The sequence below is a fragment of the Curtobacterium sp. MCBD17_035 genome, assembly GCF_003234815.2.
Classification (GTDB): Bacteria; Actinomycetota; Actinomycetes; order Actinomycetales; family Microbacteriaceae; genus Curtobacterium.
The window spans coordinates 1,342,771-1,362,776 of the sequence record NZ_CP126279.1; the positions used below are offsets into that span (position 1 = coordinate 1,342,771).

21 protein-coding genes are annotated in these 20,006 nt (G+C 72.0%); 18 read left to right on the top strand and 3 right to left on the bottom strand.

What is annotated here, in order from left to right; translation table 11 throughout:
• Positions 1 to 71: 71 nt before the first annotated feature.
• Positions 72 to 479 (bottom strand): DUF4870 domain-containing protein, encoded by a 408-nt coding sequence (locus tag DEI93_RS06385; protein WP_111026105.1) that lies wholly within the window; start codon positions 477 to 479, stop codon positions 72 to 74.
• A 175-nt stretch (positions 480 to 654) separates the two neighbouring features.
• On the opposite strand from DEI93_RS06385, the gene hrcA reads away from it, so the two are divergent.
• The 15 genes from hrcA (at position 655) to DEI93_RS06460 (ending at position 15,851) form a co-directional block, all read left to right on the top strand.
• The gene (gene hrcA / locus DEI93_RS06390; protein ID WP_111119166.1) at positions 655 to 1,692 is read left to right on the top strand and encodes a heat-inducible transcriptional repressor HrcA; all 1,038 of its coding nucleotides are present in this window, start codon (positions 655 to 657) and stop codon (positions 1,690 to 1,692) included.
• Positions 1,693 to 1,772: 80 nt separating this feature from the next.
• Entirely contained in the window at positions 1,773 to 2,888 is a 1,116-nt protein-coding gene (dnaJ, locus tag DEI93_RS06395; RefSeq protein WP_111026104.1) for a molecular chaperone DnaJ, read from the top strand.
• A 3-nt stretch (positions 2,889 to 2,891) separates the two neighbouring features.
• Positions 2,892 to 3,635, top strand: coding sequence for a 16S rRNA (uracil(1498)-N(3))-methyltransferase (locus DEI93_RS06400; RefSeq protein WP_111008672.1), 744 nt, complete (start codon positions 2,892 to 2,894; stop codon positions 3,633 to 3,635).
• A gap of 88 nt (positions 3,636 to 3,723) precedes the next feature.
• Positions 3,724 to 4,074, top strand: coding sequence for a histidine triad nucleotide-binding protein (locus DEI93_RS06405; protein WP_111008673.1), 351 nt, complete (start codon positions 3,724 to 3,726; stop codon positions 4,072 to 4,074).
• A gap of 73 nt (positions 4,075 to 4,147) precedes the next feature.
• Complete coding sequence (locus DEI93_RS06410) at positions 4,148 to 5,206, top strand: PhoH family protein (protein WP_111119211.1); 1,059 nt, start codon at positions 4,148 to 4,150, stop codon at positions 5,204 to 5,206.
• The gene (ybeY, locus tag DEI93_RS06415) at positions 5,203 to 5,664 is read left to right on the top strand and encodes an rRNA maturation RNase YbeY (protein ID WP_111008674.1); all 462 of its coding nucleotides are present in this window, start codon (positions 5,203 to 5,205) and stop codon (positions 5,662 to 5,664) included. Before DEI93_RS06410 ends, ybeY begins: the two co-directional genes overlap by 4 nt.
• Positions 5,661 to 6,989 carry a hemolysin family protein gene (locus DEI93_RS06420; protein WP_258372164.1) on the top strand — a complete coding sequence of 443 codons (1,329 nt, stop codon included), beginning with the start codon at positions 5,661 to 5,663 and terminating at the stop codon, positions 6,987 to 6,989. The genes ybeY and DEI93_RS06420 overlap by 4 nt, the downstream gene beginning before the upstream one ends.
• Entirely contained in the window at positions 6,986 to 7,915 is a 930-nt protein-coding gene (era, locus tag DEI93_RS06425) for a GTPase Era (protein ID WP_111119165.1), read from the top strand. The genes DEI93_RS06420 and era overlap by 4 nt, the downstream gene beginning before the upstream one ends.
• 104 nt (positions 7,916 to 8,019) lie before the next feature.
• Positions 8,020 to 9,255: a sensor histidine kinase gene (locus DEI93_RS06430; protein WP_220035605.1), complete on the top strand. Its 1,236-nt coding sequence runs from the start codon at positions 8,020 to 8,022 to the stop codon at positions 9,253 to 9,255.
• Positions 9,252 to 9,941 carry a response regulator gene (locus tag DEI93_RS06435; protein WP_111008676.1) on the top strand — a complete coding sequence of 230 codons (690 nt, stop codon included), beginning with the start codon at positions 9,252 to 9,254 and terminating at the stop codon, positions 9,939 to 9,941. The genes DEI93_RS06430 and DEI93_RS06435 overlap by 4 nt, the downstream gene beginning before the upstream one ends.
• A 58-nt stretch (positions 9,942 to 9,999) precedes the next feature.
• The gene (locus DEI93_RS06440) at positions 10,000 to 10,743 is read left to right on the top strand and encodes an ABC transporter ATP-binding protein (RefSeq protein WP_111008677.1); all 744 of its coding nucleotides are present in this window, start codon (positions 10,000 to 10,002) and stop codon (positions 10,741 to 10,743) included.
• The gene (locus DEI93_RS06445) at positions 10,740 to 12,233 is read left to right on the top strand and encodes an ABC transporter permease (protein ID WP_111119164.1); all 1,494 of its coding nucleotides are present in this window, start codon (positions 10,740 to 10,742) and stop codon (positions 12,231 to 12,233) included. The genes DEI93_RS06440 and DEI93_RS06445 overlap by 4 nt, the downstream gene beginning before the upstream one ends.
• A gap of 190 nt (positions 12,234 to 12,423) precedes the next feature.
• The gene (leuA, locus tag DEI93_RS06450; protein ID WP_111119209.1) at positions 12,424 to 14,193 is read left to right on the top strand and encodes a 2-isopropylmalate synthase; all 1,770 of its coding nucleotides are present in this window, start codon (positions 12,424 to 12,426) and stop codon (positions 14,191 to 14,193) included.
• Between the two features lie 69 nt (positions 14,194 to 14,262).
• A complete protein-coding gene (gene recO / locus DEI93_RS06455) occupies positions 14,263 to 15,051 on the top strand; it encodes a DNA repair protein RecO (protein ID WP_111071725.1) in 789 nt (262 codons plus the stop codon).
• Positions 15,048 to 15,851, top strand: a complete 804-nt coding sequence (locus DEI93_RS06460) for an isoprenyl transferase (protein WP_111026102.1) — start codon at positions 15,048 to 15,050, stop codon at positions 15,849 to 15,851. Before recO ends, DEI93_RS06460 begins: the two co-directional genes overlap by 4 nt.
• Before the next feature lie 168 nt (positions 15,852 to 16,019).
• Here the strand turns inward: DEI93_RS06460 and DEI93_RS06465 are convergent, their stop codons facing one another.
• Complete coding sequence (locus DEI93_RS06465) at positions 16,020 to 16,793, bottom strand: hypothetical protein (RefSeq protein WP_146244351.1); 774 nt, start codon at positions 16,791 to 16,793, stop codon at positions 16,020 to 16,022.
• A 214-nt stretch (positions 16,794 to 17,007) separates the two neighbouring features.
• Between DEI93_RS06465 and DEI93_RS06470 the strand changes: the two genes are divergently transcribed.
• The 3 genes from DEI93_RS06470 to DEI93_RS06480 all read left to right on the top strand — a co-directional run bounded on the left by DEI93_RS06470 (position 17,008) and on the right by DEI93_RS06480 (position 19,373).
• Positions 17,008 to 18,393 (top strand): glycine--tRNA ligase, encoded by a 1,386-nt coding sequence (locus DEI93_RS06470; protein WP_111119162.1) that lies wholly within the window; start codon positions 17,008 to 17,010, stop codon positions 18,391 to 18,393.
• Between the two features lie 66 nt (positions 18,394 to 18,459).
• On the top strand, positions 18,460 to 19,203 hold the full coding sequence (locus DEI93_RS06475; RefSeq protein WP_111071726.1) for a DsbA family oxidoreductase: 744 nt from the start codon (positions 18,460 to 18,462) through the stop codon (positions 19,201 to 19,203).
• Positions 19,200 to 19,373: a hypothetical protein gene (locus tag DEI93_RS06480; protein WP_181435971.1), complete on the top strand. Its 174-nt coding sequence runs from the start codon at positions 19,200 to 19,202 to the stop codon at positions 19,371 to 19,373. Before DEI93_RS06475 ends, DEI93_RS06480 begins: the two co-directional genes overlap by 4 nt.
• 140 nt (positions 19,374 to 19,513) lie before the next feature.
• Here DEI93_RS06480 and DEI93_RS06485 read toward each other — a convergent pair whose 3' ends face one another.
• On the bottom strand, positions 19,514 to 20,005 hold the full coding sequence (locus DEI93_RS06485; protein ID WP_111119161.1) for an aminoacyl-tRNA deacylase: 492 nt from the start codon (positions 20,003 to 20,005) through the stop codon (positions 19,514 to 19,516).
• Position 20,006 lies beyond the last annotated feature (1 nt).

The window sequence follows — 20,006 nt, forward strand, 5'->3', positions numbered from 1 at the left end:
GCGCCGGGGGAGCGGCGGGCTGCTGGCGGGCCTCCCGGCCGTGTCCGCGGGCAGGTGACCGACGGTGGTCGTCAGGCGCGGACGAACTCGATGCTCAGCGGGTAGCGGTAGAACTGCCCGGCGTTGGCGCGCACGGCCGCGATGACGCCGAACACGACCTGGATCACGGCGACGGCGAACAGGACGAGGACGCCGATGCCGAGCCACGACGTGATGACGCCGACCGCGTACGCGATCGCCATCGTGATGTGGAAGTTCAACGCGACCCGCGTGTGCTCGCGGACGAACGGTCCCCGGTCGCGCAGCACGAGGTACCCGACCAGCGGGACGACGAACTGGAAGAAGATCCCGCCGACGTGCACGAGGGTCGCCCAGAGGCGCTGGTCCTCGGGGCGCATCGGCTGCGGTGGCTGGTAGTGCCCCCACTGCTGTCCCCACTGCGGGTCCGGCTGCTGTCCGTAGGGCGGCGTCGTGCTCATGCCGGAAGCGTAACGGCTCGCTGTGACCGGTTCGAGGCCCAGGCGCTCCGCGGTTCGGCGTAGGATCAGCAGTCGGACCCGGAGAGTGCCAGCCCCGTGGCACAGCGGACGGTGCGAGCACCGCTGGACCCTCCGGACGCACATCGCGCACGAGCGGCAGGAGGGAGGGCGCGTCATGGTGTCGGAACGCAGTCTCGAGGTGCTCAAGGCGATCGTGCGCGACTACGTCGCGTCCCGCGAGCCCGTCGGATCCCGCTCCATCGTCGAGCGGCACGCCTTCGGGGTGTCGTCGGCGACGATCCGGAACGACATGGCCGCCCTCGAGGAAGAACAGCTCATCGTCGCCCCGCACACGTCGTCGGGGCGGGTGCCGACCGACAAGGGCTACCGGGTGTTCGTCAACCACCTGACGGAGGCCCGTCCGCTGTCGAGCGCGCAACGGCACGCGATCGAGACCTTCCTCGGGCGGTCGAACGACCTCGACGAGGTCCTCGGTCGCACGGTGCGTCTGCTGAGCCAGCTCACGAACCAGGTCGCGCTCGTGCAGTACCCCTCGATGATCCGCGCGCGGGTCCGGCACGTCGAATTCGTCCGGCTCAGTGAGACCCGGTTCATGAGCGTGCTCATCACGGACACCGCACGCGTCGAGCAGCGCATCCTCGAGACCGATCTCCGCGTCGAGGACGACGCCCTCACCGAACTCCGCGCCGTGCTCGGCTCCGCGGCCGTCGGGCTGCTGCTGCAGGACGTCCCCCGGGTGCTGCTCGGCATCCCCGAACGCGTGCGCCCCGAGCTGCAGGGGCTCGCCGCCGTCGTGGTCGCGGCACTCGTCGAGCAGGTCCGCGCGAACCGCCAGGACCGGCTCGTCATGGCGGGTGCGGCGAACCTCGCGAAGAGCGAGGACGACTTCGCCGGCGGTCTGTTCCCCGTGCTCGAGGCGATCGAGGAACAGGTGACCCTGCTCCGGCTCTTCGGCGAGATGCAGCTCGACGCGGTCGCCGTCGCCGCGAGCATCGGCGAGGAGAACGCCGCGTACCTCGGCACCGCCGGGGGACTCGACGCGACGAGCATCGTGGCCGGTGGGTACACCGCGGCCGGGGGCGAGGTCGCCCGGCTCGGCGTGCTCGGCCCGACCCGCATGGACTACGGCACGAACATGGCCGCCGTCCGGGCGGTGGCCAGGTACCTCTCGGGGCTCCTGGCCGACAATTGACCATCCGTCCGGACCGCCGGTCGTCCCGGACCGGGACCACCGAGCGGCGGACGCCGACCACTCCGACAGACTGAGGTGCTGTGGCAGACCACTACGAGGTCCTCGGCGTCGCACGCGACGCCGCCGACGCGGACATCAAGAAGGCGTACCGACGCCTGGCCCGGGAACTCCACCCGGACGTCAACCCGAGCCCGGAGGCGGCAGAGCGGTTCAAGGACGTCACCCACGCCTACGACGTCCTCAGCGACCCGGAGCAGCGGCGCCGCTACGACGCCGGTCCGCAGGACGGCACCTTCGGCGGCGGAGCCGGTGGCTTCGGCGACATCTTCGACGCCTTCTTCGGTGGTGGCGGTGGCGGATTCGGTGCGCGCGGCACCGGGCCGCGGTCGCGCGCCGAGCGTGGCCAGGACGCCCTGCTGCGTGTCGAGGTCGACCTCGAGGAGGTCGTGTTCGGCACGCACAAGGACATCGAGGTCGACACGGCCGTGCTGTGCGAGACCTGCGGCGGCTCGTGCAGCGCGCCCGGGACCCACCCGGTGACCTGCGACATCTGCGGGGGCACCGGGCACGTGCAACGGACCGTCCGGTCGCTCCTCGGCAACGTGGTCACGAGCGCGCCCTGCGGCACCTGCCGCGGGTACGGGACCGTGATCCCGAACCCGTGCCCGACCTGCCAGGGCCAGGGCCGCGTTCGCGCCCGCCGGACGCTCCCCGTCGACATCCCCGCGGGCGTCGACTCCGGTCTGCGGCTGCAGATGCCCGGTCAGGGCGAGGTCGGGCCGGCGGGCGGACCCTCGGGCGACCTGTACCTCGAGGTCAAGGTGCGGCACCACGACGTGTACAGCCGCGACGGCGACGACCTCCTCGCGACACTCGAGGTGCAGATGACCGACGCGATCCTCGGCACGACGACGACCATCGACGGGCTCGACGGGCCGGTCGAGCTCGAGATCCGGCCGGGGGTGCAGAGCGCCGACATCCTGACGATCAAGGACCGCGGGGTGACGCGACTGCGCGGTGGGGGTCGGGGCGACCTGCGCGTCGGCGTCCAGGTCGTCACGCCGACGAAGCTCTCGCACAAGGAACGCGGTCTCGTCGAACAACTCGCCAAGTCCCGGAAGGCGCCGGCGCCGCAGCTCGCCCGGTTCCAGCAGGGGCTCTTCGGCAAGCTCCGTGACCGCTTCTTCACCTTCTGATCCGTGGCGTCCCTGTACCTGGTCGACGACCTCGCCGGCGTCCGGCCCGGCGACGTCGTGTCGCTCGACGGCGCCGAGGGTCGGCACGCCGTCACGGTCGCGCGGATCCGCCAGGGCGAGGCGCTGCGGATCGGGGACGGCCGGGGCACCGTCGTCAGCGGCGCGGTGGCGGAGGTCGGCCGCGACGCGCTGACGCTCGCGGTCCGGTCCGTGGACGTCGAACCGGAAGGCTCGCCACGGCTCGTGCTCGTCCAGGCACTCGCGAAGGGCGGCCGTGACGAGATGGCGGTCCAGGCGGCGACCGAGATCGGCGTCGACGGCGTGGTGCCCTGGTCGGCTGCACGGAGCGTGTCCCGCTGGGAGGGTCCGAAGACCGAGAAGGGCCGTGCCCGCTGGGGCGCGATCGTCCGCGAGGCCGCGAAACAGTCGCTCCGGGCCCGGGTCCCCGACGTCGGACCGCTCGTCACGACCGCGACCCTGGCCGACGGGGCGGGCCTCCCGCCCTCGACGACGGTCCTCGTGCTCGATCCGCTCGCGGAGCAGCCGCTCAGTTCGGTGGCCGTTCCCGAGGGCGCGGGGGCGATCGCACTCGTCGTCGGTCCCGAGGGCGGCATCGCGGACACCGAGTTCGACCGCCTCACCGACGCGGGCGCCACGCGGGTCCGGCTCGGTGCGTCGGTCCTCCGCACGAGCACCGCGGGGCCCGCGGCGCTCGCCGTGCTCCAGGCGCGGCTCGGCCGCTGGTGACGGCTGCCACCGTCGGGGCGCCCGGCGCAGCGCAAGCCCAGCGCGAACAGCTCGGAACGGTGTCGCCAGCACGCCCTACGATGGAGCGATGAGCACCTCGCCGAGCGTCTTCTCGCGGATCGTCGCGCGCGAGATCCCCGCCACCGTCGTCGCCGAGGACGACCGCCTCATCGCGATCGAGGACATCGCTCCGAAGGCGCCCGTCCACGTGCTCGTCGTCCCGAAGACCGAGCAGTACGCCACCGTGGCGGAGCTCGCGGCCGGCGACCCGTCGCTGCTCGCGGACCTCGTCGCGATGGCCCAGCGGGTCGCCGACGAGCGTGCGGGGGGCCAGTTCCGTCTCGTGTTCAACTCCGGTGCGTCCGCCGGACAGACCGTGTTCCACGTCCACGCCCACGTCCTCGCGGGCGACCTCCAGGAAGGCACCCTTGCCGGTTAGCAGCACCGCACACCCCGCATCCTCGTCCGACGAGCCCGAGGTCACCGTCGACCTCGCCGTGGACGGCATCGCCATGGTGCAACTCCTCGGGCCGCAGGACCGCCTGCTCCGCACGGTCGAGCGGCAGTACCCGACCGTCCGCGTGCTGGTCCGCGGCAACGAGGTCAGCCTCACCGGTCCGGAGCGCGACGTCGCACACGCCCGTGTCCTCGTCGACGAGCTCATCACCATGGTGCGTCGCGGCCAGGACATCGGACAGGCGGACGTCGCCACCTCCGCCCGCGTCATCGAGGACGACCGCCGGCCGACCGACCTGTTCGGCACCCCCATCGTGCAGAGCCGCGGCAAGTCCGTCCGGCCCAAGACGGACGGCCAGCGTGCCTACGTCGACGCGATCGACGAGAACACGATCACGTTCGGCATCGGACCGGCCGGCACGGGCAAGACCTACCTCGCCATGGCGAAGGCCGTGCAGGCGCTGCAGCGACGTGAGGTCAACCGGATCATCCTGACCCGCCCGGCGGTGGAGGCCGGTGAGAAGCTCGGGTTCCTGCCCGGCACGCTCACCGACAAGATCGACCCGTACCTCCGGCCGCTGTACGACGCCCTCAACGAGATGATGGACCCCGAGCTGGTCCCGAAGCTCCTGGCGTCCGGCACGGTCGAGGTCGCACCGCTCGCGTACATGCGTGGTCGCACGCTCAACGACTCGTTCGTGGTCCTCGACGAGGCGCAGAACACGACGCCCGAGCAGATGAAGATGTTCCTCACCCGGCTCGGCTTCGGCTCGAAGATGGTCGTCACCGGCGACATCACGCAGGTCGACCTGCCCGCGCAGGTGAGCGGTCTGCGGCTCGTGACCCAGATCCTCGACCAGGTCGACGACATCCACTTCGCGCGCCTGACGAGTGACGACGTCGTCCGTCACACGCTCGTCGGCCGCATCGTGGACGCCTACTCGCGCTACGACGAGGAGCGCCTCGCCGAGCAGGCGGGCGACCGACCGGGCGGTCGTGGCACTCCGTACCGGGGCAACCCCGACGGGACGAACCGCTCGGAGCGCCGTGGGCGATCGCCGCAGGACCGCCAGCAGAGCCCGTACCCGACCAGCGCCCGAGGAGGCAGCCGGTGAGCATCGAGCTGAACAACGAGTCCGGCGTCGAGGTCGACGAGGACGCCGTCCAACGTCTCGCGGCCTTCGCGCTCGACGCCATGCACGTCCACGCCGACGCCGAGCTCGCGATCGTGCTCGTGGACGAGGGCGCGATGGAACAGCTGCACGTCCAGTGGATGGACGAGCCCGGCCCGACCGACGTCCTGAGCTTCCCGATGGACGAACTCCGTCCGGGCACCGAGGACGACCCGACACCTCCCGGACTCCTCGGCGACATCGTGTTGTGTCCCCAGGTCGCGGCGGAGCAGGCGCGGACGGCCGGTCACTCGACGCTCGACGAACTCCTCCTCCTCACCTGCCACGGTGTGCTGCACCTGCTCGGCTTCGACCACGCCGAGCCGGACGAGAAGGCCGAGATGTTCGGGTTGCAGGGCGAGATCCTCAGCGCCTTCGCGGCGCAGCGTCGAGGCCGGTGACCCCGGTGCTCCTGGTCGCCGTGCTGCTCGCGGTGGCGGCCGCACTGGTCGTGCTCGGCGGTCTGCTCGCCGCCTCGGACGCCGCGTTGTCGGTGATGTCCCGAGCGGACCTCGACGAGATCGCCGAGCACAGCCGGTACCGCCGGGCCGTCGAGGCCGTCTCCGACGACCCGGGAGCGCACCTCAACGCCCTCAACTTCTTCCGCGTCCTCGCCGAGACGGCGGCGGCCGTGCTCGTCACGGTCGCGCTCGTGCGCGTCTTCGCGGTCTGGTGGGTCGCGCTGCTCGTCTCGGCGGCGGTCATGACGGCCGTCTCCTTCGTCCTCGTGGGGTCGAGTCCGCGGAGCGTCGGCCGTGCCCACGCCGGCCAGCTCATCGCGTGGACGGGCGGCCTCGTGCACGCGGTCCGCATCGTGCTCGGGCCGCTCGCGACCGTCCTCGTCGCGATCGGCGACCGCGTGACCCCGGGGCGGAGCGGAGGGTCGAGCGTCGCGACGGAGGAGCAGCTGCTCAGCATCGTCGACGAGGCGGCCGAGAGCAACGTGCTCGAGGCGGACGACCGCGAGCTCATCCACTCGGTGTTCGAGTTCAGCGACACGCTCGTCCGCGAGGTCATGGTCCCACGCACGGACATGACGACCGTCGACGTCGACGACACCCTCGCCACCGTGATGGAGCGGTCGCTGCGGTCGGGGGTGTCCCGCATGCCCGTCATCGGTCGTGACAGCGACGACGTCCTCGGGGTCGTCCACCTGCGCGACGTCGCCCGCGCCCTGTACGAGCGCGCGGGATCCGCCACCGCTGACGTCACGACCGTGTTGCGTCCCGCCGAGTTCGTGCCGGAGTCGAAACCGGCGGACGAGACCCTGCGGTTCATGCAGGCGGTGAAGAACCACCTGCTCCTCGTGGTGGACGAGTACGGCGGCGTCGCGGGACTCGTCACCATGGAGGACCTCATCGAGGAACTCGTGGGAGACATCTCGGACGAGTACGACCGCACCGTCGTGGACCGCACCGAGATCCGCCCGGGCGTCTGGCGCATCTCGGCACGGCTTCCGGTCGACGAGCTCGGCGACCTCTTCGGGATGGAGCTCGACGACGACGACGTCGACACGGCGGGTGGCCTGCTCGTCAAGGAGCTCGGCCAGCTGGCCACCGCGGGGGACACCGTCACGGTGTCCGGCGTCGAGCTCACCGCGGAACGGGTGGAAGGCCGACGTCGCGACCTGGTCACCCTGCTCGTCGAGCGGGCACCGACGCCGGACGACGCCCCGGCACTCGACGACGAACCGACCCCCACGACGACGGGACACCACACCGCATGACCACCACTGGATCCACCAGCGATACCGCCGGGACCCCCTTCCGGGCCGGGTTCGTCTCGTTCGTCGGCCGCCCGAACGTGGGCAAGTCGACCCTGACGAACGCCCTCGTCGGCGAGAAGGTCGCCATCACCTCCTCGAAGCCCCAGACCACCCGACGCGCGATCCGCGGCGTCGTGCACCGGCCCGACGGGCAGGTCGTCATCGTCGACACGCCCGGGGTCCACCGGCCCCGGACGCTGCTCGGGGAGCGCCTCAACGACCTCGTGCAGGCGACCCTCGGTGACGTCGACGTCATCGGGTTCTGCGTGCCCGCGAACGAGCCGATCGGTCCCGGCGACCGGTTCATCAACGCGCAGCTCGACGCCCACCCGCGCGCGCGCACGATCGCGATCGTCACGAAGACCGACCGCGCCTCACGTGAGCAGGTGGCGGCGCAACTGCTCGCGGTGTCCGAACTGCGCGACTGGGACGCGATCGTGCCGACGTCGGGGATCCGCGGCACCCAGCTCGACGAACTCCTGGACGAGGTCGTGCGGCTGCTGCCGGAGTCGCCCGCGCTCTACGACGCCGAGACCGTGACCGAGGAGACCGCGAGCGACCGCGTCGCCGAGCTCGTCCGCGAGGCCGCGCTCGAGGGCGTCCGCGACGAACTGCCGCACTCCCTCGCGGTGGTGATCGACGACATGGTCGAGCGGGACGACGAGGACGACGACACGCTCGACGTGTACGTGAACCTCTTCGTCGAGCGGGACAGTCAGAAGGCGATCGTCATCGGGCGCGGGGGTGAACGCCTGCGGGACGTCGGCTCCCGGGCGCGCGCGGAGATCGAGCGGCTCCTCGGGCGACACGTCTACTTGAACATCCGGGTGAAGGTCGCCAAGGAGTGGCAGCGCGACCCCAAGCAGCTCGGTCGTCTCGGGTTCTGATCGCCAGTCCGGCGTCATCCGATCGGATGACGCCGGGGCGCCTCGCGGGGGACTTCCCGGACGACGGCTGCGTGGGGCCGGTCAGCGGCCGTAGCGTTGTCGGCGTGTTCCGGACCATGCTGCGCAGCCAGATGGCGTTCGACGTCGTGCTGGCGCTCGTCGCGGCGGTCGTCGCGGTCCTGGGCGGCGACCGGTGGTCGGGTCTGACCTGGCTGCTCGGCGGGTTGTTCGGACTCGCCCTGGCGCTCCGACGACTCGCGCCCGGGCGTGGGCTCGCCATCGCGTGGGTGGGCGCACTCGTCCAGATGTACGTCAGCGCGAACGTCGCCGTCGCCGACCTCATGATCCCCGGCGTGCTCTACGGGACGGCCCTCTACGGCTCACCCCGGGTGCGTCGGTTCGGCCTCACGTCGGCGCTGGTGGGGTCCGTGGTCGGCGCGCTGTACCTGACGGTCAAGGAGTACCTCCAGCGATACGACCTCGTCGGTTCGCTCATCGAGCACCCCACGCAGCTCGTGCGCGAGGCGGCGCAGGGCGCGGGCTACTTCGTCGTCATCGTGGCGTTGCTCGTCCTGCCGTGGCTCGCGGGCGCGGTGGCCCGCGCCCGCGGCGTGGCGCGCGTCAGTCTCGAGGCCCAACTCCTCGCCGAGCGCGACGCGGCCCGTTCGGACCGAGCCGTGGCGGTCGAGCAGGAACGGGTGCGCATCGCCCGCGAGATGCACGACATCGTGGCGCACTCGCTCGCGGTCGTGATCGCGCAGGCCGACGGCGCCCGCTACGCGATGCGGTCCTCCCCGGAGAGCGCGGACGCCGCGCTGGCGACGATCGGCGCGACCGCCCGCCGTGCCCTCGGCGACGTCCGTGAGCTCCTCGGCGCACTGCGGCACGACGAGGCGCCGGGTCCGACGCCGGCCCTCGACGACATCGAGCAGCTCGTGCGGGACATGCGGCAGGTTGGCCTGGACGTCCAGGTCGAGCGCGCGGGCGAACCCGAGCACCTGCCCACCACATCGCAGCTCGCCGTCTACCGCGTCGTGCAAGAGGGCCTGACGAACGCGTTGAAGCACGGCGACCGGAGCGGACCCGTCCGACTCGCGCTGCGGTACGCTCCCGACCACGTCGAGGTCGCCGTGGCGAACCGGCTCCCGCCCGAGGGCCACGGCGGCCAGGGCGTCGGGCACGGTCTGGTCGGGATGCGGGAGCGCGCGGCGCTGTCCGGCGGGACGATGTCCGCGGGGCCGACCAACGGTGAGTTCCGGGTGGCCGTCCGGCTGCCCACCGCCGGGAGCACCGGGGCCGTCCCGCTGCCCCGACATGGCCGAGAGGAAGGCGCACGATGACCGCACCGATCCGGGTCGCTCTGGTCGACGACCAGGCGCTGTTCCGCACGGGCATCACGATGCTCGTCGAGTCGCAGCCCGACCTGCTGTTCGTCGGTGAGGCGGGCGACGGCGCCGCCGGGGTCGAGCTCGTCCGACGGACGCGGCCCGACGTCGTGCTCATGGACGTCCGGATGCCGGTCATGGACGGCATCACGGCGACCGCCCGCATCGTCGAGGCGCGTGCCGAGGGTGCCGGCCCGCAGGTGCTCGTGCTCACGACCTTCGACTTCGACGAGGCGGCGGCGCGGGCGATCCGTGCCGGTGCGAGCGGCTTCGTGCTCAAGGACGCCGACCCGGAGTTCCTGCTCGCGGCGATCCGGACCGTGCACGCAGGAACGACGGTGTTCGCGGCGGCGGCCACGCGCGACCTGTTGCGCCGGTTCCAGGAACGGTCCGCCCCGCCGGCACCTCCGGCTGCCTTCGCCGACCTGACCCCGCGGGAACGCGAGGTCTTCGACCTCGCCGCGCGTGGGTTGAGCAACGCGGAGATCGCCCGGCACGAGTTCGTCAGCGAGGCGACCGTGAAGACCCACGTCTCCCGTGTCCTCGGGAAGCTCGGGCTCCGCGACCGCGTGCGCCTCGTCGTGTTCGCGCACGAGCACGGCCTGGTCCCTCGAGAGCCGTCGGATCAGCCGCGAGGATGACGGGCGCGCGCCGCGGGACGGACGCGCGCCGGGCCTCCCGGCCGCCAGGCTCGGAGGCATGAACGAACCGATCATCCGTCTGGAACACGTCCGGAAGCAGTACGGCAGCGACGGCCGCGCGGTGGTCGCGCTCGACGACGTCAGCGTCACGATCGCCGCTGGTGCGTTCACGGCGGTGATGGGTCCCTCGGGCTCCGGCAAGTCGACGTTGATGCACGTCGCCGCGGGCCTCGACTCGGTCTCGAGTGGCCGGGTCGTGGTGGACGGCACCGACCTCACGACCCTCGACGACCGCGGACTCACCGACCTGCGCCGACGCCGCCTCGGGTTCGTGTTCCAGTCCTTCAACCTCGTCCCCACGCTCGACGTCCTCGAGAACATCGAGCTGCCGTTCCTGCTCGGAGGCCGCCGTCCGACCGCCGAGGAGCGGGACTTCATCGACCACCTCGTCGGTCGCCTCGGCCTGGCGGATCGACTCGACCACCGACCCCACGAGCTGTCGGGCGGCCAGCAGCAGCGCGTGGCGATCGCGCGCGCGCTCGCCACCCGTCCCGCCGTCGTCGTCGCGGACGAGCCGACCGGAGCCCTCGATTCCCGCACCGGGAGGGACGTCCTCGCGATCCTCCGCGGTGCCGTCGGCGAGTGGGGACAGAGCGTCGTCATGGTGACGCACGACGCCGTCGCGGCCGCCAACGCGGACCGCATCCTGTTCCTCGCCGACGGACGGGTGGTCGGGGACCGGCCGTCCATGACGCCGGCGGAGATCTCGACGACGATGCTCGGGATGGAGGCCGCGGCATGAGCTCGACCAGCGGTACGGACGCGGTCACCGCGTCCCGGACCCCACGGCCGCTCCGACGCGCGACCCGACGGCCGACGGCTCGAGGACTCGACACGCTGCGCGCCTTCCGCCCGACGCTGCTCGTCGCGGCGCTCGCCTCGATGTTCGGGACGGTGCTCGTCATCACGCCCGGTGTGGTCGCCGACGCACTGCGCGCCATCGGGCTCGAGGACGTCGGCTCGGTCCAGGCGGTGCTGTCGGTGGTCGGGTGGGTGTTCCTCGCGGTCGCCGTCTACGTCGGCTCGATCGTCACCGCGAACACCTGCAGCACGATCATCGCCGGGCAGACGCGGGTCCTCGCCCTGCAGCGGCTCGTCGGGGCGACCGGGGCGGCCCTCCGGCGCGGCATCGGTCGGTCGGGGGTCCTGGTCGGCGTGGTGGGAGCGCTCCTCGGCGGTGTCCTGGGCGTGGGGGTCGCCGCCGTCGTCGTCGCGATGCTGCGTGCCCGACACTTCCTGCCGGACACCACGTACGACCTCGTGCCCGCGGGCATCGTGCTCCCGGTCGGCGCGGTGGTCGTCGCGACCTGGGCGGCGTTCCGGGCGGGGAGCCGGCGCGTGCTCGCCGTGACGCCCCTGCAGGCGCTGTCGAACACGGTCGAACCCACCGCCGCCGACCTCCGCGCCGGTCGTGGTCGCCGCGCGGTCGCGATCACGCTGCTCGTCGTGGGCGCGGCGTCCATGCTCCTCGCCGTCGCGCTCGGCGGCGTCACCGTGCTCGCCGTGCTGCCGGGCACCTTCGGCGCGTTCGTCTCGTTCTCGGGCGTCGTCGTCGGAGCACCGCTCGTCATGCCGCCGGTCCTCGCGCTGGCCGGACGGATCGGATCCCGTGACCCGGTCGTGTTGCTCGCGGGGCGGAACGCGCTCCGCGCCCCGGGACGCACCGCACGTGCGGTGATCGGACTCGTGATCGGCGTGACGCTGCTCGTCACGTTCGCGGTCGCGCTCGGGATCCTCCAGCACGTCTCGGCGCTCTCGGTGCGGGAACTCGGTGGCGGCTCGGCGGCGTCCGCGGCGACCATCCGCTCCGAGGACCACTTCTTCGCCCAGCTCAACGCGGTCGTCAGCGCACTCGTCGGGTTCTCCGGCGTCCTCGCCGCGGTGGGTGTCGTCAACGCCCTGGCGCTCGGGGTCGTGCAGCGGCGCCGCGAGCTCGGCCTCCTCCGCGTGCTCGGCCTGACCGCGTCACAGGTCCGGCGCATGATCGTGACCGAGGCCGTCCAGATGGTCACTGCCGCCGTCGTCACCGGTCTGGTGCTCGGCGTCGTCTACGGCTGGCTGGCGGCGCGGACGCTGCTCGGAACGCTGCACTTCCCGCTGACGCCCGTCCTGCCACCGGTGACCGTGGCGGTGGTGGTGGGCGGCGCGCTCCTCCTCGCCGTCGTGGCGACCGTCGCTCCGGTGCGTCGGGCGATGCGGGTGACCCCGCGTGAGGCCCTCGCGGTCGACTGAGGGGTGCGGGCCTCCGCAGCGGCCACCTGGGCGTCATCGCCCACGGTGGCCGTTGCGGTGCTACCGTGGGTGCCGATGCACGCTGCACTCCTCCTCCTTCGCCGCCGCGACGAGGCCTGACCACCGGCCCCCCTCGTCGCGGAGTCCGTCGTCGGCCGACACGAGACCAGCAACGAAGCGAGTGACCACCATGCAGAACACGCAGCGCCCCTCCGGGATGCCGATCCACAAGTACGTCCCCTTCTCCGAGCAGATCACGGTCGACCTGCCGCACCGCACCTGGCCGACGAAGCAGATCACCGAGGCACCCCGCTGGTGCGCGGTCGACCTGCGTGACGGCAACCAGGCCCTCATCGACCCGATGGACGCCGACCGCAAGCGGGCGATGTTCGACCTGCTCGTGCGCATGGGCTACAAGGAGATCGAGGTCGGGTTCCCCAGCGCCTCGCAGACCGACTTCGACTTCGTCCGCAGTCTGATCGACGAAGGCGCGATCCCGGACGACGTGACGATCCAGGTCCTGACGCAGGCCCGCGAGCACCTCATCGCCCGCACGTACGAGGCGATCGACGGGGCGAAGCAGGCCATCGTCCACCTGTACAACTCGACGAGCGTCGTCCAGCGTGACGTCGTCTTCCGGACCGACGTGCAGGGGGTCGTCGACATCGCGCTCGAGGGCGCCCGGATGTGCAAGGCGGCCGAGGCCACGCTCCGTCACGGCACCACGGTGTACTACGAGTACTCGCCGGAGTCGTACACGGGCACCGAGCTCGAGGTCGCGCTGCGCATCTGCAACGAGGTGCTCGAGGTCCTCGAGCCGACACCGGAGCGCAAGGTCGTCATCAACCTGCCCGCCACCGTCGAGATGGCGACGCCGAACGTCTACGCCGACTCGATCGAGTGGATGTCGCGGCACCTGAACCACCGGCAGAACGTGATCCTGTCGCTCCACCCGCACAACGACCGCGGCACCGCCGTCGCCGCGGCCGAGCTCGGGTACATGGCCGGCGCCGACCGGATCGAGGGCTGCCTGTTCGGCAACGGGGAGCGGACGGGCAACGTGGACCTCGTCGCGCTCGGCATGAACCTGTTCACGCAGGGCATCGACCCGATGATCGACTTCTCGGACATCGACCAGGTCAAGCGCACGGTCGAGTACTGCAACCAGCTGCCCGTGCCCGAGCGACAGCCCTGGGCGGGCGACCTCGTGTACACCGCGTTCAGCGGGTCGCACCAGGACGCCATCAAGAAGGGGCTCGAGGCCATGACGGCCCGGGCCGAGGCAGCGGGCAGCAGCGTCGACGACATGGTCTGGGCGGTGCCGTACCTGCCCGTCGACCCGAAGGACATCGGCCGGAGCTACGAAGCGGTCATCCGCGTGAACTCCCAGTCCGGCAAGGGTGGTGTCGCGTACCTGCTCAAGCAGGACCACGCCCTGGACCTGCCGCGCAGGCTGCAGATCGAGTTCTCCGGCGTGGTGCAGCGGCGGACCGATGCCGAGGGCGGCGAGTTCACGTCCGAGGCGATCTGGGAGCTGTTCAGCGACGAGTACCTGCCGGCGCCCGCCGAGGACGACAAGTGGGGCCGCTACGAGCTCACGAAGACGGCGACGTCGAGCGACTTCGGTGGGACGACGCAGCTCACCGTGACGATGCGCGTCGACGACGGCGGGGTGGACGCCCAGGCGATCGGGACCGGCCCGATCGACGCGTTCATCCGGATCCTCGCCGACCAGGGCGTCGCGGTGACGCTGTACGACTACGTCGAGCACACCATGAGCGCCTCCGGTGACGCCAAGGCCGCCGCGTACGTCGAGCTCGACGTCGATGGCTCCCGCCTGTGGGGCGTCGGCATCGACGCCGACATCGCGACCGCCTCGCTCAAGGCGATCGTGTCGGCCGTCAACCGCGCGGTGCGCGCCGGTGCCGTCGCCGGGGAGGCCGTGCTCGCGTCCGCCTGAGGCCCTGCGTCGGCGCCGTCGGAGGCCCTGCGCCAGCGCGCGGTCGGAGGCCCGTGGGATCATGGTTCGGTGCCCCTGTACCGTGACGAGTGCGTCGTCCTCCGCACCCACAAGCTGGGTGAGGCGGACCGCATCGTCACGATGCTAAGCCGGCAGCACGGCAAGGTCCGCGCCGTGGCGAAGGGCGTCCGGCGCACCGCGAGCAAGTTCGGTGCGCGCCTCGAGCCGTTCATGGTCGTCGACGCGCAGTTCTACGAGGGCCGATCGCTCGACATCGTGACGCAGGCCGAGTCGATCGGGTCGTACGGGGCGCAGATCGTCGCCGACTACGGCAGCTACACGGCCGCGAGCGCCATGGTCGAGACCGCCGACCGGCTGAGCGACGCCGATGCGGGCCTGCAGCAGTACCTGCTCCTCGTCGGGGCGCTCCGGTCGCTGTCCCGGCAGGAGCACGCGTCGAGCCTGACCCTCGACTCGTACCTGCTCCGCGCGATGAGCATCGCGGGATGGGCCCCGAGCTTCCGGGACTGCGCCGTCACCGGCGATCCCGGCCCGCACTCGGCGTTCGTCGTGCAGCTCGGCGGGGTCGTCGCGGACCGCGCGGCGCCGCCGGGCTCCCCACGACTCGATCCGGTGACGCTCGGCCTGCTCGGTGCGCTGCTCGCCGGGGACTGGGCGACGGCCGACGCGGCGGACGAGCGGACGCGCTCCCGGGCCTCCGGCGTGGTCGCGGCGTACGCGCAGTGGCACCTGGAACGATCGTTGCGCTCCCTCCCGCACGTCGACCGGAGCGAGCACCCCGTTCCGGTGACCCCCGGACCGACCGCAGGACGAGCAGAAGGAACCCCGAGCGCATGAGCCCCCGCCGATCCGTGCCAGCGGAACCGTTCCGACCGCTGGACTGGACCGGTGAACAGCCGCCGTCCCTCCCGGCCGGCGCGGTCCCGGAACACGTCGCCGTCGTCATGGACGGCAACGGGCGATGGGCGAACGAGCGCGGCCTGACGCGCATCGAGGGGCACCGCGCAGGCGAGGCGTCGCTGCTCGACGTCGTCGCGGGTGCGGTCCAGATCGGCGTGAAGCACCTGTCGGCGTACGCGTTCTCGACCGAGAACTGGAAGCGCTCGCCGGACGAGGTGCGGTTCCTCATGGGGTTCAACCGCGAGGTCCTGCACCGCCGTCGAGACCAGCTGAACGAGTGGGGCGTCCGCGTGCGCTGGGCCGGACGCAAGCCGCGGCTGTGGCGGAGCGTCATCGACGAGCTGCAGTACGCCGAACAGATGACGGCCGGCAACGACACGCTCACGCTGACGATGTGCGTCAACTACGGCGGCCGCACCGAGATCGCCGACGCCGTCCGGAGCATCGCCGACGACGTGGCCGCGGGTCGGATGCGGCCCGCCCAGGTCACGGAGAAGGCGATCGCCCGACGGCTCTACACGCCGGAGATGCCCGACGTCGACCTGTTCGTCCGGAGCTCGGGGGAGCAGCGGACGAGCAACTTCCTGCTCTGGCAGTCGGCGTACGCCGAGATGGTGTTCCTCGACCGCCTGTGGCCCGACTTCCGCAGGCAGGACCTCTGGGACGCGATCCAGCTGTACGCCTCGCGGGACCGACGGTTCGGCGGGGCCGTGGACGCGCCGACGCCGCGCCCCTGAGCGTCGCAGGGATCGCGGGCGGCCCGCAGCCAGCCGGCCCGCAGCCAGCCTGTCCGCAGCCAGCCGGTCCGCAGCCAGCCGGTCCGCAGCCAGCCGGTCCGCGGCCGGCCCGCTGCCAGCCGGTCCCGTGGCGAGCCGCGGAACCGGCCGGCAGCAGCGGCGCGACCGTCAGACGACGGTCGAGCGGTACCCGGACGCGACGAGCTGTCCGCCGCGCAGGGTGAGGACGGCGCTCGAGTGCTCGCTGCCGTCGGCGTCGTCCTTGCCCGGCGCGGGTCCGGTCCACGCGACGTCGATCGTGGCGCCCGAGACGACCGTGCTGTGCAGGGACACGACGTTGTGGGAAAGCTGCTCGGGCGCGTAGACGGACACGAACTGCAGGCTGGTCCCGCTCGTCCACCGCCAGACGCCGACGACCTCGGGCCACGGGACCCCGCCTGCGTCGCAGTACAGACCCGCGACGACGTCGTGGCTGCCGGCGCCCTCGAGTGACCCGACGCTGGTGAGCGCCGCCTCGGAGCGCCCCTCGCCCACGAGGGAGGACAGGGCGACCGTCCCCGCGTGCGCGGGCTGGGCGGGCAGTCGACCGTGCACGAGCCGCCCCGCGGTGTGCCCGCAGAGCGCCGGCACCGGAGCGTCCTGCAGCATCGCGACGAGGGCATCGCTGCTCGGCATGCTCGCGGCCGGCGCCGCGCTCGGCGTGGTCGGTCTGCTGTTCGGTGTCGGCGAGCTCGTGGCGGTCGTTGCGGGTGTCGAGGCAGCGGTGGGCACGGCGCTCGCAGAGGACGTCGTCGTGGTGCGGTGCGCGACCGCGGTCCCGTCGGGTCGGGTGGTACCGGCGGTGCAGCCGGTGATCGCGAGGGCGGTGGTGACGCCGAGCGCGATCGTGGTCCCCCAAGCGAGCGCACGGCTGCTGCCGCCACGCACGCGGTGTGTTGTCATCGGATCTCGTCCTGTCGTTCGTGGTGTTTGTTGACTGATCGTCAGCTGGACACGACGGTACGCATTCCCCGACGACCTGGCGTACCGGTCCGGTCACGGTCCGCTCGGTGTCGGCTGTGGGCGCTGAGCGCCCGCACAGGCGGAGTGCCGCCGGTAGCATTGCCCGGTACGTCACCGCACCGGGCATCCAGCTCGGCGACCTCTGGAGCACCCTTTGGCACAGCCCTCCCGTCTCGACAACGTCATCGCCCTCGCGAAACGTCGTGGCTTCGTCTTCCAGTCCGGCGAGATCTACGGCGGATCGCGGTCGGCGTGGGACTACGGGCCCCTCGGCGTCGAGCTCAAGGAGAACATCAAGCGCCAGTGGTGGCAGCGGTTCGTCCGTGGCCGTGGGGACATGGTGGGCCTCGACTCCGCGGTGATCCTGCCCCGCAAGGTGTGGGAGGCCTCGGGTCACGTCGCGACCTTCACGGACCCGCTCGTCGAGTGCCTGCACTGCCACCACCGGTTCCGGCAGGACCACCTGGTGGAAGCGTTCGTCGCGAAGAAGGACCGGCAGCCCGAGGGCGGCATGGCCGAGATCGCCTGCCCGAACTGCGGCACGCGCGGCCAGTGGACCGAGCCGCAGAACTTCTCGGGGATGCTCAAGACCTACCTCGGGCCGGTCGACAACGAGGAGGGCCTGAACTTCCTCCGTCCGGAGACCGCGCAGGGCATCTTCGTCGACTTCGCGCAGGTCGTCACCACGAGCCGGATGAAGCCCCCGTTCGGCATCGGCCAGGTCGGCAAGGCGTTCCGCAACGAGATCACGCCCGGCAACTTCATCTTCCGCACGCGTGAGTTCGAGCAGATGGAGATCGAGTACTTCGTGCCCCCGGCCGAGGCCGCCGAGTGGTACGAGCGCTGGATCACGGACGCCGTCGCCTGGTACACCGACCTGGGCATCGACCCGGAGCACCTGCGTCGCTTCGACGTGCCGGACGGCGAGCGGGCGCACTACTCCGACGCCACCGCGGACATCGAGTACCGCTTCGGCTTCGTGTCGGGGGAGTGGGGCGAGCTCATGGGCGTCGCGAACCGCACCGACTTCGACCTGACGAACCACATCGACGCGTCGGGCCAGGACCTCCGGTACTTCGACCAGGCGTCCGGCGAGCGGTACACGCCGTACGTCATCGAACCGTCGTTCGGACTCACCCGCGCCCTCATGGCGTTCCTGCTCGACGCCTACCACGAGGACGAGGCCCCGAACGCCAAGGGCGGCGTCGACAAGCGCACGGTCCTGCGCCTGGACCCCCGTCTCGCCCCGGTCAAGGCCGCCGTGCTGCCGCTGTCGCGCAACGAGCAGCTGTCGCCCGTCGCGCGCGGCCTCGCCGACGACCTCCGACAGTTGTGGAACGTCGACTTCGACGACGCCGGTGCGATCGGCCGTCGGTACCGCCGGCACGACGAGATCGGCACCCCGTTCTGCATCACCGTCGACTTCGACACGCTCGAGGACCGCGCCGTCACCGTCCGCGAGCGCGACACGATGGGGCAGGAGCGCGTGGCGCTCGACCAGCTCCAGGGGTACCTCGGGTCACGCCTCGTCGGCGCGTAGTCGACCGGCCGCCCCGGCCCTCCCGACCGCGGGAATGCGGCCGGGAGGGCCGGGGTTGCGCCCGTCATGAGCGAAACCGTGAAGGTCGATGTCTGGTCCGACATCGCCTGCCCCTGGTGTTACATCGGCAAGCGCAGGTTCGAGGCGGGGGCGGCGGCCTTCACGGCCGGGTCCGCGGAGGCCACCGGGATCGAGATCGAGTACCACTCGTTCGAGCTCAGCCCGGACACCCCGGTCGACTTCGAGGGCAGCGAGGCGGAGTTCCTGGCGCGCCACAAGGGGCTGCCGGTCGCGCAGGCCCAGCAGATGATCGACACGGTGACGGGGATCGCGGCCGGGGTCGGCCTCGAGTACCACTACGACACGCTCCACCACACGAACACGGTGAAGGCGCACCAGGTGATCCACCTCGCCAAGACCAAGGGCCTGCAGCTGCCCATGGTCGAGCGCATGTTCGCCGCCTACTTCGTGGAGGGTCGCCACGTCGGGCACGACGACGACCTGGCGGACCTCGGTGCCGAGGTCGGTCTCGACCGTGACGAGGTCCTCGCCGTCCTCCGGGACGACGCGCAGCTCGACGCCGTGCGTGCCGACCAGGCGCAGGCGCAGGCGTTCGGCATCACGGGCGTCCCGTTCTTCGTCATCGACGGCAAGTACGGGGTGTCGGGTGCCCAGGACGCCGCGACGTTCACGCAGGTGCTCGAGCAGGTGGTCGCGATGCGGACCGCGGACGACGTCGCCGCGACGACGGCGCGAGCAGCTGACGACGCGGACGCCGACGCGGCGGTCGTCGCCGAGGGCGCACGATGAGCGCGCTGTCGGGTCTCGACGGACGGGAGGCGGTGCAGCGACCGGTCCCGCTCCTCCCGACTGGTGGCGGGCTGGTGGCGCTCGACCTGGCCGGAGGCGCGCCGGTCTGCGAGGGCGACGTCTGCTTCGTGCCGGGTGCCGAGGGCGCCTGGACCGAGGTCCCTGACTAGACCGCACACGCGCCATCACGGGCGCGAGATCGCAGTCGTTGCCGTTCTGGGCGCGGGACAGCGGCAACGACTGCGATCTCGGCGAACGGGGACGGCCGGCCGGGGCGGCCCGGGGCGGGCGGGGTCGGGGGCCGGGGCGGTCAGGAGCGCTGCGGTTCCTCGTCGGTGATGTCGGCGACGACGGCACCGTAGGCGGCGATGAGCGCGTCCGCGTCGACGAAGGCGCTCGCGCCGTGGCGACCGCTGCCCATCGCGATACGGCGGCCGGCGATCCGCTCGTCGGCGTACACGGGCCACGGCGTCGTGCTGCCGATCGGCGTGATCGTGCCGCGTTCGTAGCCGGTGGCCTCGAGCGCGGTACCCGCGTCGGGCATCGACAGCTTGTTGACACCGACGACCGCGCGGAGCTTCTTCCAGGCGATGCTGCGGCCGCCCGGCACGAGCGCGAACAGGTACCCGCCGTCGTGCCGCTTGACCACGAGCGACTTGACGATGTCACCGGGCTGGATGCCGAGCGCGGCCGCGGCCTCCCCGAGCGAGGCGGACGGGCCCCGCTCCACGATCTCGACCTCGAGCCCACGAGCGTCGGCGTCGGCGGCGAAGCGGTCGGGGCCGTCCATGGCGGTCGTCATG

What these genes read in the sequence shown, in the direction of transcription:
- leuA (WP_111119209.1), top strand. Translation starts at nt 12,424, where the DNA reads ATGCAGAACACGCAGCGCCCCTCCGGGATGCCGATCCACAAGTACGTC.
- hrcA (WP_111119166.1), top strand. Translation starts at nt 655, where the DNA reads ATGGTGTCGGAACGCAGTCTCGAGGTGCTCAAGGCGATCGTGCGCGAC.
- DEI93_RS06385 (WP_111026105.1), bottom strand. Translation starts at nt 479, where the DNA reads ATGAGCACGACGCCGCCCTACGGACAGCAGCCGGACCCGCAGTGGGGA.
- era (WP_111119165.1), top strand. Translation starts at nt 6,986, where the DNA reads ATGACCACCACTGGATCCACCAGCGATACCGCCGGGACCCCCTTCCGG.
- DEI93_RS06485 (WP_111119161.1), bottom strand. Translation starts at nt 20,005, where the DNA reads ATGACGACCGCCATGGACGGCCCCGACCGCTTCGCCGCCGACGCCGAC.
- DEI93_RS06475 (WP_111071726.1), top strand. Translation starts at nt 18,460, where the DNA reads ATGAGCGAAACCGTGAAGGTCGATGTCTGGTCCGACATCGCCTGCCCC.
- DEI93_RS06405 (WP_111008673.1), top strand. Translation starts at nt 3,724, where the DNA reads ATGAGCACCTCGCCGAGCGTCTTCTCGCGGATCGTCGCGCGCGAGATC.
- DEI93_RS06465 (WP_146244351.1), bottom strand. Translation starts at nt 16,793, where the DNA reads ATGACAACACACCGCGTGCGTGGCGGCAGCAGCCGTGCGCTCGCTTGG.
- DEI93_RS06435 (WP_111008676.1), top strand. Translation starts at nt 9,252, where the DNA reads ATGACCGCACCGATCCGGGTCGCTCTGGTCGACGACCAGGCGCTGTTC.
- DEI93_RS06445 (WP_111119164.1), top strand. Translation starts at nt 10,740, where the DNA reads ATGAGCTCGACCAGCGGTACGGACGCGGTCACCGCGTCCCGGACCCCA.
- DEI93_RS06410 (WP_111119211.1), top strand. Translation starts at nt 4,148, where the DNA reads ATGGTGCAACTCCTCGGGCCGCAGGACCGCCTGCTCCGCACGGTCGAG.
- DEI93_RS06440 (WP_111008677.1), top strand. Translation starts at nt 10,000, where the DNA reads ATGAACGAACCGATCATCCGTCTGGAACACGTCCGGAAGCAGTACGGC.
- DEI93_RS06480 (WP_181435971.1), top strand. Translation starts at nt 19,200, where the DNA reads ATGAGCGCGCTGTCGGGTCTCGACGGACGGGAGGCGGTGCAGCGACCG.
- DEI93_RS06460 (WP_111026102.1), top strand. Translation starts at nt 15,048, where the DNA reads ATGAGCCCCCGCCGATCCGTGCCAGCGGAACCGTTCCGACCGCTGGAC.